This window comes from Colwellia sp. BRX8-7, assembly GCF_014077275.1.
Taxonomy (GTDB): domain Bacteria; phylum Pseudomonadota; class Gammaproteobacteria; order Enterobacterales; family Alteromonadaceae; genus Colwellia_A.
In genome coordinates, this window is sequence record NZ_JACGVP010000003.1 from 22459 (window position 1) to 35743 (window position 13285).

The 13285-nt window shown below is 38.1% G+C and carries 8 protein-coding genes; 4 read left to right on the plus strand and 4 right to left on the minus strand.

The window, feature by feature from the left end; all coding sequences use genetic code 11:
* Positions 1–203: 203 nt before the first annotated feature.
* From H4J57_RS03745 to H4J57_RS03760, 4 genes are all read left to right on the plus strand, one after another.
* Positions 204–2612: an ABC transporter permease gene (locus H4J57_RS03745; protein WP_182242001.1), complete on the plus strand. Its 2409-nt coding sequence runs from the start codon at positions 204–206 to the stop codon at positions 2610–2612.
* On the plus strand, positions 2612–5065 hold the full coding sequence (locus H4J57_RS03750) for an ABC transporter permease (protein WP_182242002.1): 2454 nt from the start codon (positions 2612–2614) through the stop codon (positions 5063–5065). The genes H4J57_RS03745 and H4J57_RS03750 overlap by 1 nt, the downstream gene beginning before the upstream one ends.
* Positions 5065–7521 (plus strand): ABC transporter permease, encoded by a 2457-nt coding sequence (locus H4J57_RS03755; protein ID WP_182242003.1) that lies wholly within the window; start codon positions 5065–5067, stop codon positions 7519–7521. Before H4J57_RS03750 ends, H4J57_RS03755 begins: the two co-directional genes overlap by 1 nt.
* A gap of 121 nt (positions 7522–7642) precedes the next feature.
* Positions 7643–8692: a tetratricopeptide repeat protein gene (locus H4J57_RS03760; RefSeq protein ID WP_182242004.1), complete on the plus strand. Its 1050-nt coding sequence runs from the start codon at positions 7643–7645 to the stop codon at positions 8690–8692.
* 72 nt (positions 8693–8764) lie between these two features.
* Here H4J57_RS03760 and H4J57_RS03765 read toward each other — a convergent pair whose 3' ends face one another.
* From H4J57_RS03765 to H4J57_RS03780, 4 genes are all read right to left on the minus strand, one after another.
* Complete coding sequence (locus H4J57_RS03765) at positions 8765–9196, minus strand: hypothetical protein (RefSeq protein ID WP_182215298.1); 432 nt, start codon at positions 9194–9196, stop codon at positions 8765–8767.
* Positions 9197–9441: 245 nt separating this feature from the next.
* On the minus strand, positions 9442–11298 hold the full coding sequence (locus tag H4J57_RS03770; RefSeq protein ID WP_182242005.1) for a M61 family metallopeptidase: 1857 nt from the start codon (positions 11296–11298) through the stop codon (positions 9442–9444).
* Between the two features lie 138 nt (positions 11299–11436).
* Complete coding sequence (gene pip / locus H4J57_RS03775; protein WP_182242006.1) at positions 11437–12381, minus strand: prolyl aminopeptidase; 945 nt, start codon at positions 12379–12381, stop codon at positions 11437–11439.
* A gap of 65 nt (positions 12382–12446) precedes the next feature.
* Positions 12447–13232, minus strand: coding sequence for a CPBP family intramembrane glutamic endopeptidase (locus tag H4J57_RS03780; RefSeq protein ID WP_182170533.1), 786 nt, complete (start codon positions 13230–13232; stop codon positions 12447–12449).
* Positions 13233–13285: the final 53 nt, after the last annotated feature.

Genomic DNA, 13285 nt, shown 5'->3' on the forward strand with positions numbered 1-13285 from the left:
CGGGTAAATCGGCTAACTCAATAAGTACTTTGTACCGTCATACTGAATTTATTTCAGTATCTAAAGTTGTTGAAAAGTTTAAAAACCAGATCCTGAAACAAGTTCAGGATGACGCTATTTTAGACCCGCTGGGTGTAAAACTAGCGAGATAACTCACCCTGAACCTTATTCAGGGTGATGGTCAGAAAATAGGGTCATGAAAAATGAACAGTTATTTAATCAAACAAGCGTATTTAAGCTTAAAGCAAAAACCGATTTTTGTGCTTAGTGTGGTTTCTACCATGGGCGTAACCTTAGGTGCATTATTATGTGTGCTGACCTTAGCGTATGTCATGTTAATAAAACCCTTACCGTATCCTGACCAAGAGCGTTTATATAATGTTGAACATCAATTAATCAGTAATGAAAATGCTATTGATGGCCGCGCTTTTACTTACCCTAATTTAATGCATTTATATAACCAGCAATCGTTATTTGAGCAAAGTGTTTTAATGTATGTTGATGGCGGGGTCATTACTTCTTTGCCAAGCGAACCCATGGTGGCAATATCATTTATAACGCCGCAATGGTTTTCATTGTTCTCTGCAAAAATGGAGTTAGGGAAGGGATTTGCAGAAAGTGAAAAAGTTAACAGTTATAACCCCGTTGCCGTTTTAACTTATGAAACATGGCAAAATAAGTTTAATGGCGACATTAATGTACTTGAAAAAAGCCTGACGTTAAGCGGAAATAACTACCGAATTATTGGTGTACTCGCAGAAAATAACATTGAAGCGCCACTCGCCGGCGCTGGTTTTAAAACCGAGTTATATTTTCCATGGGATTATAATTCGGTAAGTGAAAGAGAACGAAAACGTTGGGGAAATGATGATAGCGGTTTGATATATGTTGGTAAGCTGAATAAGCAATATGCGGAATATTCCAAGCCACAAATTGATCAAATACTAACAAAGGTCGTCAATGAGAATTGGCAAAGTAAGGTATCGGGTCATGACTTTTTTAAAAATTGGTCGATCGTACTTGAAACACAAACATTAAAATCTTTTATTGTTAGCGATGGTGAACGTAGCGTTTACTTATTATTGATTGGATCATTAGGTTTACTGTTTATTGCTTGCGCTAACATCGCCAATTTATTTGTTTCACGAACAGTAGAGCGTCAGCAGCAACTTGCTATTTCTGCGGCTGTTGGTGCTTCTAAAGCACAATTATTTCGCAACATTTTAGCTGAAACAGGGCTGTTAATGTTTGCCGCTATTATACTCGCGCAGGTTGTTATTTTTGTTGGTTTTAGTGTTTTACAATATTACCTTGGTGATTTTCTACCACGCATTGATGAACTTGAACTCAATGCATTTTCATTTTCAGCTTCTATTTTACTTTTAGTCTTGTTAACACTTACCTTCTCACATTTATGTTTGAAAATGATCAACTATCATGCACTTAACGCTACGTTGCAATCAGGTGGCAAAGGCAGTGGTATTCAAGTATCAAAGCGTGTGCGAAACATCTTAATTAGCAGTCAAATAGCGACAGCAACCGCCTTAGTCTTTATTAATGTCGTTTTGTATAAAGACGCCAGTGAATTAGTAAACCAACCTTTGGGTTATCAAACAAATAACATTACCTCGGTCGTATTGGCATTACCCAATGTTGAAAGCGAGATAAAAGCACAAAAACTCACTGCCCTTAAAGCTGAGTTATTAGCCCATCCGAAAATAAAAAAGGTAAGCCAAGCGATGCGACCCACAGGCTTTGGTACTTTGGCATTAACAGCTATGGAAACAGACAATCGTTATACTGTGCTAGGGAAAGATATTGACGATCAATACTTTAGCATGCTCAAACAAGCGATTATTGAAGGTGACAACTTTAGTGCTGCAGATATTAAAGACGACAGAAAAGTGATGATTGTTAATGATGTTTTTGCACAAAGATTAGCGCCAAATGGCAGTGCGATTGGCTTTAAATTTAAAAATGGTGTTGAAGTTATTGGTGTTGTAAAAAGTATTAATATGCCTGGCATACAGAGAGTAGAGTCTCGTTTTTATTACCCCGCAAGTTTGGCAAGAAATATGTTGCTAATAGAACAGCATCAAGGGCAAATATTTAATCGTGATGAAATGATTAGTGCGATGAAAAGCGTTGATAAAAAATTAAGTTTATTCACCTTCACATCACTCAATGAATATAAAGGCCGTCGATTATTTTCTTCAGTAACTACAGCCGTTACGACACTAGTATTGGCTATTTTAACGTTATTACTATCAGGTTTAGGTTTGTACGGTATTCTTAACTATTCTAGCCAAATGCGTCGTTTTGAAATTGGTACTCGCATGGCTATTGGTGCAAAGGGTAAAGATATTGTTAGCTTAGTCTTTAAAGATAATGCTGGCGCATTAGGCATTGGTTTAGTGGTAAGTTTTGTTGTATTACTTGTTTTGTATCTTGGTTTTAGTGACAGTTTAAATACTTATATTAGTTTAGAACTTTTGCCGTTATTTATTCTCACAGTGGGAGCAATATCACTGCTTTCATCACTTGCCTGTTATGTGCCGTTACGCCCGTTTATTAAAAACCCCGTTATTCATGCCTTAAAGGGGAGTGAATAATGAATTTATTTATCTATCAGTTAAAACAAGCATTTTTAAGCCTTAAGAAAAAACCAGGCTTTGTTTTTAGTGTTGTTTCAACCATGGGCGTTACGTTAGGCGCGTTGTTATGTGTGTTAACACTAGCCTATTTATTGTTGATTGAGCCATTGCCATACCCTGAGCAAGATCGACTTTTTGTTGCTGAGCATAAGGTTCTTGGCGATAAAAAAGAGACCAAAACAGTTGCTTATAGTTATGCTGGCTTGGTGCATTTATACCAGAGTAAAGCCGCATTTGAACAAGCGGCCATCATGTATTATGACCAAGATGTGATCCTTTCTCACCTTAACCAACCACTCGTCAATACCACTTATACCACGCCGGAGTTACATCAACTGTTAGCGTCGACTATGGCAACAGGTCGAATGTTTACGGCTAGCGAAGCTCTGGATGCCAATAATCCAGTAGCTATGCTCAGTTATAATACTTGGCAGCAAAAATATGATGGCAGTGCGGATATTCTTGAACAAAAAATCAATATCAGGGGTGTTAGTTATCGCATTGTTGGTGTATTGGCAGAAGGTTTTGTTGAACCTGAATTAGCTGAAATTGGGCGTGAAACGCAAGTTTGGCTGCCATGGGATTATAATCAGACTGACCAAGTAAGCAGAAAAAGTTTTTTGAGCATAAAAGGTAACTTTAAATTTATTGGTCAATTGAAAAAAGGGCTTAGCAAAAGCCAAGCACAACAACTTTTAACCCCTTTAGTGAGTAAACGCTGGCAAGAAGGTGTTGCTGATATGGAATTCTTCAATGATTGGTCAATCGATATGCGAGTCCGCTCAGTGAAGGACGTTATGCTCGGGGATAGTGAGTCTATTGCGGTAATGCTGTTAGCGGGTGTGATTGGTTTAGTATTGATTGCCTGCGCAAATATCTCTAATTTGTTTATCGCACGTACTGCAGAAAAGCAACGTCAAATGGCGATTCAAGCAGCGATTGGTGCCACTAAGAAACATTTATTTAAAGCGATGTTGGCTGAAACCAGTTTACTGATGTTGATGTCGATCATACTCGCCTTGATAGTTGCTAAGGGCGGGTTTTATATTATGCAGCAATATTTGGCCTTGGTATTACCGCGAGTTGACGAGCTATCTCTTAATCCGATAACGCTTAGCTGTGCGGCACTAGCAACCATTATTCTTGCATTGTTTTTTGCTAAATTAAGTACTCGTATTATCAATTATCGTGCACTCAATGCTAGCTTACAAAGTAGTGGTAAGGGCAGTGGTTTACAGGTATCAATAAAGACACGCCAAGTCTTAATCGCCAGCCAAGTGGCATTAGCGACGCTATTAGTATTTGCCAACTTGAGCTTACTTAAAAATGCCGTTAAAACCATTAATGCACCGATAGGTTTTAGCACCAATAATATCTCGATTTTAACGCTAAACTTCTCTTCAACCCAATTATCTAGCCAGGAAGAGGTCATCGCCATTATGGCTGAGATCATAGAAAAGCTTAAAGCCTTACCACAGGTGGAAGCCATTGCGCATGGGAGTTCACCTTTAGATGGCTTTGGTATTAAATTGCTAACCAAACTTGATGATAATGAAGGGCATTCACCGTATTTAAAAAGAATTGATCATAGATATTTTAAACTAATTGAACAACCGCTATTACAAGGTGAAAATTTTACCAAGCTAGATAGACGAGATAACAACTATTCGATGATTGTTAACCAAGCGTTTGCTAAGCAGTTAACACCTGACGGTGATGTCATAGGTATGCGGCTAGTATCGATAAATGAGCCTGAATTTAAAATAATAGGTATTGTTAAAGATATTGCTATTCCCGGCGATACTCCGTTTGGCAGCGACGATGTAGCTGCGCCTATACCAAGGGCCTATGTGCCTGATAATCTAAACGACAACAAATTTATACTTAAAATAAAGGCTGACCAGTCTATTAGTCGTCAACAGTTGGGCAAATTATTAGCCGAAGTTGACGCTAGATATTCTGTATTTAGCTTCAAATCAGCAGATGAAATGCTTACTCAAAACTTGTTTACTCAAATTACTACCGCGGTGACAACGACAGCTTTAACGTTAATCACTTTTTTCCTCGCGGGTATTGGTCTCTATGGCATTTTAAGTTACAGCACCCAAATGCGCCGTTTTGAGATTGGAACACGTATGGCAATAGGTGCTAAACGTGGTGACTTAATATTACTGATTATAAAAGAAAACGTGAAGCCTATTATTGCTGGCGTATTGTTCAGCTTAGTTATTTTATTGAGTGTGTATTTCTTTTTTAGTGTAGAGCTTTCATCTTATATCACAGCGCAATTAACGCCGTTGTTTCTTGTGACACTTGTATTAATTTCTACTCTTTCGTTATTGGCTTGTTATTTACCCTTAAGACGATTTATTAATTCTCCTGCGATAAGCAACTTACAAGGAAGTGAATAATGAACTTATTTACCTATCAACTAGAACAAGCATTTTTAAGCTTGAAGAAAAAACCGGGCTTTGTTTTTAGTGTTGTTTCAACAATGGGGATTACCTTAGGTGCTTTGTTATGTGTGTTAACACTGGCCTATGTAATGCTAATTAAACCCTTGCCGTATCCTGATCAAGACCGATTATACCGTGTCGACAGCCAACAGTTTGATGCTGCTGGCGCTTTAAATGTTACTGCTTTTAGTTACCCGAGTCTCGTGCATTTATACAGGCATCAACAAGAGAAGAACCAGCAGGTTTTCGACCAAGTGGCTTTATCAATTTATGACGATGAAGTACTAACGTCACTCGCCACGCAGCCAACATTATCAACCGCCTATGTTACCCCTGAATGGTTTAAGCTTACTGCGGCAAGTATGGCTATAGGGCGACCATTTTCTGAGTCTGAGCACATTAATAGTAATATTCCTGTTGCGGTATTAAGTTATCAAACATGGGTGAATGACTTTGCTGAAGCAACGGATATTCTCAATGAAAAAGTGACTTTTCGTGGTATAAGTTTTCAGGTTATTGGTGTTTTGTCGTCAGCGTTTATTGAACCTAAAATATCAACCATTGGCCGAGAAACCAAAGTTTGGTTACCTTTTAACTTTAATGCTGGCGGCGAAACGTATCGAGCACGTTGGTGGGATAGGGCGAATAACTTAACCTTTATTGGCAAACTTGCTAAAGATGAAAATGTTGCACAAGCGCAAGCGAAAGTTACCCAGCTAGTGAATGAAACCTGGCAAGAGAATATCGACCAAAATGGCTACAACAAAGGTTGGCATATCGAAGTGGAATTATTGTCATTTCAATTAGTAATTTTAGGTGATAGTGGCCGTAGCGCTTATTTATTGTTATTAGGCGTTATTGGCTTGTTAGCCATCGCGTTTATTAATATCGCTAACTTACAACTGTCACGCACGGTTGAAAAAAAGAGCCAATTAGCTTTACGTGCAGCGGTTGGTGCTAAACGTAAAGACCTTTTTAGTGTGTTTTTTGCTGAATCATTTCTGCTGATGTTTGGTGTATTGTTACTCGCCTTACTTATTGCGCAAGTAGGTTTTGGTGTATTGCAAACAAACTTGCAACAGGTATTGCCTCGCGTTAATGAGCTAAACCTTGGCTTATTCACCTTAACCAGTGCGGTAATAACCTCTTTGCTCTTAGCCATTCTATTTGCTTTGTTAAGTTACCGAGCGATAGACTTACGTCGCTTAAATAACAGCATTCAAACCAGCGGTAAAGGAACAGGGCTGCAAGTGTCGAAAGGGATGCGTACTTTCTTAGTGATCAGTCAAGTTACCGTGGCTACCGTATTAATTTTTATTAATATAAATTTATTAAAAACATCATTACAAACTATTTACGATCCGTCAGTGATGAACGTTGAGCAATTAAGCAGTGTAGTACTGACTCAATCTGATGCCGTTGAATTAACGCGCGCAGAGAGCTCTGCTATTACCGCAGAGATTCAACAAAAAATTTCAGAATTACCGCAAGTGAGTGTGGCGAGTAGAAATAGTTCACCGTTAACCGATGGTGAAGGTACTTGGTCGCTAACCGAAGTAACCTCTAATCAAACCGTATTACCGCTGGGTAAAAGCGTCGATAGTCATTATTTCTCATTAATGGGACAGAATTTATTAATGGGCGATAACTTCATTGAAAGTCACTTTACTGACCGAGCGCCAGTACTGATTATTAATGAGCAACTCGCCAAGCAATTAGTTACCGAGGAACAAGGTAATTTAAGTGCAGCACTCGGTAAGCAGCTTTCTTTTGGTGGCCCTAGCGCGTATACCATTATAGGTATCGTTAACGATCATAAATTGCCGGGAAAAACATCTATTCCAACGCGTGTTTACATGCCTAATTTAAGTCGTTCTAACTTACTGATTAAACTAAAAGACAATCAAACGTTAACGCGAGAACAGTTAGTGTTTGCGATTAAATCGACCAGTAAATCGATCAGTTTATTTGAATTCTCAACCTTAGCACAGCAAAAGGCTCAACGATTATTTAGCCAGTATACGGCGGCAATTACTACTGCAACACTCACGGTTATTACCTTCGTTTTATCAGCGATTGGTCTGTATGGCATTTTAAGTTACAGCACCCAAATGCGCCGTTTTGAAATTGGAACACGCATGGCCATTGGCGCTAAACGAAGCGACTTAATTAAATTGATTATTAAAGACAATGCCAGTGCAATATTATTGGGCGTACTGCTGAGTGTTGGCGTGTTGTCTCTATTAACCATTGGTTTTAGTGAACAAGTCAGCCACTACATCACCTTAGAATTACTGCCGGTGTTTATAGTGACCTTAGCGATGATCAGCATACTGTCGTTATTTGCCTGCTACTTTCCTTTGCGTCAATACATTAACAAACCTGTGATCCATGCATTAAAGGGTAGCTAATAATGACGTTCACTATCACGACTTTATTTCTATATGCGTCTACCAATCCTTTCGTAATTAATGCTTGTATGATTTTCGTACCAATGGTATAAAAAATAATGGAATAAAAAAAGAGTATAAAATGGAATACAGTGAATCAATAATTGAAGGTAGTATAATCAATGAGTTAACTTGCCCTGATTGTGGTTGTAAGCATCATCAGGTGAAAGGCGTGATTAAATATGCCTTCTTTTTTATTGAGTCTATTCCATTTTACCCGGTTAAAAAAAGTACTATTATTCAATGTCAGCAATGCTGGGTTCAAACCGATGCAGCTACTTTACCAAAACAGCGTGTCAAAGAATTGTCAAAAAATCTATTTCCCGCTTGGCGATTGTCCAGTAAATTTTTAGGGTCGCTTTTAACGTTAATGTTCCTAGGTTACTTAGTACAAGGTGAAATCAAGCAACATCAATTGTCTGATCAGTTTATCGAAAACCCTGCTGTTAATGACTTCTACCATGTTGATTTTCGGTATCTTTCTAGTGAGTTACGACCCAATGAAAAATACCGTGTTGGGAAGGTTACTGATATTACCGGTGATGTAGCAACCGTGGTCTATAGCCGATTATTTTATCGTATGCAGCATGGTGCAGATGAAAGCATTAGAGTCGGGCATGTAACTCACTTTAGTTTTTTTTCAAGAAAAGAATATCATTACAGTTTTGCTGAATTACATAAAATGCGCACGGAAGGTGCTATTTATCGGGTTGAAAGACCGATTAAAAATGAATTAAGGGGTAAGCCCGTTGTAACCGCGAAAAAGCGTTTTTTAAGTAGTACTTACTTCCCTGGCGCAAGACAGAACAATTCAGGTTTAGCTTTTTTAGAAGCGAGCTATATAGATAACCATATCGAATTAGCCTTTGAAAAATTCAACCTCTCAGCTGAAAGAGGCTATAAGCTTGGGCAAGTTAATTTAGCTGAACTTTACATCACAGGTAAGCATGGTAAGCATGGTGAGCAAGACTTAAACCAAGCACTATTTTGGTTACAAGAAGCGGCCTTACAAGACCACCAACCCGCCATAGATAAATACCTTATTGTTTGCCAGCAAGTTGCACAGTGCAGTAAAAGTGACTTTATCAAGGTATTATCAGAGCAAGGTGTTAATTTTCATATAGACAAATAGAACCTAAATAGACTTGGTGGGTATAGATTTAAAAGTAAGAGACTGCAATATCAGATTTATTGTCGATGTTCATTAAGAAAACATATTCTTTATGCGGCTAAGGAGCTTTCCATCACTTTGCGCAGACTCATCGTATTCGTAAGGTGAATCTAATACGGCTAAACGCAATGAATACGTGCCTCCGTGTCCCCAAGGCCACCATAACGCTATAATCGCTGGTGTTGAATCTGTGGCAGGTCGAGCTAAAATAAGTTGATCTTTGTTAAGTTTAATTAAGGGACCTAAGTATTCTTTAATTTCTTGTGGTGCTTTTTTTGCCGTTTTTTTATTCCATTCATGTTGAAATTGTTGGCGAAGTGCGTCTAGCGTTTTATCTTTTTTATCACGAGAGAATTCAGACAGCATAGCGGAAAATCTGTCTTCCCAGCGCCATGTTAATTGCTCGCCTAATAAATGAATTATGGGATGAGTAAACTCTTCGATTTTTTCTTGGCAATATGACACAAACAAGTCCTATAAAATACGCTAAAAAGAAACTAGCTCTTAGCATAACAACAAATTATAGCCGATATATTACAACTGAATCACCATAAAAATAAAGCCTTTATTGGTAATAATTATCATTTGTAATAAATGTAATATAAAAGTGATTAAAATGTAAACTTACAATAAGCAATTGAAAGAAGTAAAGTTAATGGTTAGGTTAACTTTACTTCTCGCATAACTTTTACAGGTTAGGAGTCAGGACTCTATTTATTTTTATCGCTATTTTCTTTTGGTTTATCTGCGCCAAGCCATGCCAATAAAAATGCTTTTTGTGATTCACTTATCTCTTCATCATCTAGGGCTATTACTTTCACTTCTGGATTTTCAATAAAGATAATCGTGGTTGATAGTTTTTCGCCACGTTGAATGTATTCAATCGTTGTACTTTCACCCGGTTTAAATTGCTCTAATGCACTTGTCCATTGACTGTCGTTACCTATAGTTCTTCGACCTACTTTAACTATTTGGTCAGTACGTTCAAGACCTGCTTGATAAAGAGGAGAGCCAATTTTTATTGGTTTCTCAATAATGGCAGCTTCGCCACTAAAATTAAATTTAACCTGACCTAAAAAAGCATCACCTGGGTGAGCACTAACTATTTTTAAGCCAGCATGAGTTAATAGTGATGCGTAATCAGGTTTTACTTGTCCATAAATATATTGCTCAAAGAACTGCTTAGCAAAGGTATCATTACTTAATAAAGTCCCTAAGGTGTGGCGCAAATCTTCACGGGTGTAAGGAATTTCTGGTTTACCAAAATCTGTCCACATTTTTCTCATAAAATCATCAAGTGATTTTCCTGGAAATTGCTGGCGAATAGATAAATCTAGTGCTAATGCCATGGCACTGCCATAGCTGTAATAGCTGAAAAAGGTATTACTAAAATTAGTTTTATCAATAGCAGTACCCGCATCGGTAAACGTTGCCAGCATACTCGCACCTTCAGGGGTGAAAAATTTTCGACCAGGTACTTGCTCAACCTGATTAACCGTCTTGGTAACAGCTTTTAAGTATTCATCAACCGTAGACTCTTGCGCTCTGCGGATCATTAATTTGTCATAGTAAGAAGTAAAACCTTCGGCGAACCATAAGTTTGTTGTCATGTTATGAGCACTGAAGTTAAAAGGTTCTAATGCTTTAGGTCTTATGCGTTCAACATTCCAAGCATGAAAGAACTCATGTGATAAGGTGCCTAATTGTGAAAAATTCCCTTCATCTAATGATTGAGTATTAGTGAGAATTGTTGAGTTTCTATGCTCCATGCCATCGCGATTGACGTGGGGTAAATAACAGGCAATAAAAGTGTATTCTCCGTAATCAAAAGCAGGTAATTCGCCATAAACTTTAATTTGTTCAGCAACTACAGCTTTAGCTTGACGGGTAAATTCAACTAAATCTTCCTCTAGACCATTGTGATGCACAGCTAAGTTAATTTGGTAATCTTTGCCACTTGAGTGAACAGTCCAGCTTTTTACTTGGTGGTCACTAAGCTCTGTTGGGCTGTCCATAAAATAGGCTAAGTTGGGGGCAGTGAAGGTATATTTATCTTGGGTTTTTTGTAGCTGAGTGGCCACTTTCCATGTTGAACTAAAAGGTTCAAATGTTACTTTTATAGGACGCTTCTCATGGTTTGATGCCCACATAAACGTAGCAGGAATATTCAAGTGAGCATGTGTTCTGTCTATTTGAGCATAAGTACCATCAGCGCGGTCACCAAATAAGGTGTACGTTACGGTTACCTCACCATCGTGATTGTCGATTGCCCACTGATAAGGGTTAGGTCGCGTAATTTCTAAGGGCTCGCCCATACTGTTTACAGCAGTCACGTTATAAACGTTTTTAGCAAATTCATGTAAAGCATAGCGCCCTGGAGAGGTGCGGCTCATTTGAACGGTCAAAACTTGGCTTTCAATGTCTGGAAAGGTTACCGAAATTCGCGCTTCATGATGAACCGCGTTTTCGAAAGTCACTTTATAATGTATAACGTTGTCTTTAACAGGTAATGAGTGACTTGAAAAAGCCACTATTAATGCTAAAAGAACTGTGGGGGCAATTCTCATTTTTTAATCCTAAGCGTTTTATATTGTATAATTATTGGCTTAGTGTAGAGAATTATTACTATTTTTTACAGTAGTACTTTTAACAATAATGAAAGTAAGCAAGCCATATCATTAAAAAAAAGCTCATAATAAACAATATTATAGCGTTAGCATTTTATTGGTGGCATTAATTAACTGATCTCTTGTTTCAGGTTCAATTGAAGCATGGCCAGCAATTGTACTGAACAATGTTGAATTTGGCAGTTGTTGATGTAAGAGCCAAGCATTGTCAAAAGGGCAGACAATATCGTAACGGCCATGAACAATAACCATAGGAATATTTTCAATCTTATGACAATTTTTTAGTATCTGATTTTCCGATAAAAAGCAGCCATGCACCATATAATGAGCCTCATGACGAGAAAGAGTCCAAGAAGAATCATCGCCGGTGAGTGCAGCAACAAACTCTTCGTTAGGCTTTAGCGTGCAACAACGGATCTCCCATTTAGCCCATGCTTGTGCAACTCGCTCTGCGGCTATTTTATCGTCACCTGTCATAATGTCGTAGGCTGTTTTAACACCGGTCTGAATTTCACCATTAGGCAGAGCATCAAGATACTCTTGCCAATAATCAGGAAAAATTCGAGTACCACCTCCTCCTTCAAATGCCCATCGAGTATCCTCGGCACGGCCTAAAAAAATACCGCGTAATACCAAGCTGATCACTGATTCAGGGTGAGTTTGTGCATAGACTAAAGCCAGTGTTGATCCCCAAGAACCACCAAAAGCATGCCATTTTTTAATCTTTAGCTTTAGACGAATTTTCTCAATATCGGCAACTAATAACTGAGTATTATTATTATCTAAACTACCAAAAGGCAACGAACGACCACAGCCACGTTGGTCAAATAATATAATGAGATATTTCTCAGGATCAAAAAAACGTCGGTCATTGGCTGAACATCCAGCTCCTGGCCCACCATGAATAAAAACAACGGCTTGTCCTTTTGGATTACCACATTGTTCTACATAGAGTTTATGTTGGTCACCAACGGGTAATAAAAAATGATCAAAAGGTGTGATTTCTGGATAAAGTTCGTTCATTGCTACGCTCATCGTTAATAATGAAATGAATTAATCTCACTAGGGTTAATGTTATCGCTATCTAGCTAGTTCATGAATAAATACATAGTTACACTGGAGTATAAATTATTTATAAAGTGCAGGTAAATCGGAAGGTAAATACCACCGCTACTATAGCGTGATACACCTAAAATAATGGCTAAAGGAAATAATACCACGAGTATGTTTATATCGTACTGGCCCGCATGAATTAAAGTAAATAACACACTGGTTATAATAATCGTAACAATAACACCTAAAGGCGAGCTTGCTAATCCCTTAAAGATAAAGCCCCTAAAAATAAGTTCTTCAAAAAATGGGGCGGCTATCACGACGGCAATAAAGAGCAAGAATAGATAATCAGTAGTGTTATAAATATTTATCATACTTTGTGGCGTTTTTATACCTAAGGCATCTGAGGCAAAGTAAGAAAAGATAAAATAACCTATTAGGACAACATTATAATTAATGAAGTTGGCTTTATTTGGCCATTTGTTAAAACCTAAATAGGCCGCAGCTGTTGTTAGCTTTCTTCTTGCTGCGCAATAAAAGATCAAGGGGGTTAAACATAAAGCCGTGATCAGATAGTTAATCGCATTAAAGTCACCATCGAGTGCTAATCTTTGACTTATTTTTACTCCAGCGGTTAGGACGCGATCTATGCTCATTCCTGGTGCGGCGACTTCTATGCCTGCGGCTATAGCAAGAACAGTAATCGAAATAATAAAGTAGAGGATAAAAAACAGTAAGGTTAACCCTAACGTTGCTGTAGCGCTCCACGGGCGACGAGTTTCAGTTAATGTTACCGCTATTTTTTGTGCATCAGCTAACATTGCTTTTCCTTGGTATTAGGACATAAAGAGAAAACACTCAGTAGTAACATTTA

Coding starts and splice junctions, on each gene's coding strand:
- H4J57_RS03755 (WP_182242003.1), top strand. CDS start 5,065: ATGAACTTATTTACCTATCAACTAGAACAAGCATTTTTAAGCTTGAAG.
- H4J57_RS03780 (WP_182170533.1), bottom strand. CDS start 13,232: ATGTTAGCTGATGCACAAAAAATAGCGGTAACATTAACTGAAACTCGT.
- pip (WP_182242006.1), bottom strand. CDS start 12,381: ATGAACGAACTTTATCCAGAAATCACACCTTTTGATCATTTTTTATTA.
- H4J57_RS03770 (WP_182242005.1), bottom strand. CDS start 11,298: ATGAGAATTGCCCCCACAGTTCTTTTAGCATTAATAGTGGCTTTTTCA.
- H4J57_RS03760 (WP_182242004.1), top strand. CDS start 7,643: ATGGAATACAGTGAATCAATAATTGAAGGTAGTATAATCAATGAGTTA.
- H4J57_RS03750 (WP_182242002.1), top strand. CDS start 2,612: ATGAATTTATTTATCTATCAGTTAAAACAAGCATTTTTAAGCCTTAAG.
- H4J57_RS03745 (WP_182242001.1), top strand. CDS start 204: ATGAACAGTTATTTAATCAAACAAGCGTATTTAAGCTTAAAGCAAAAA.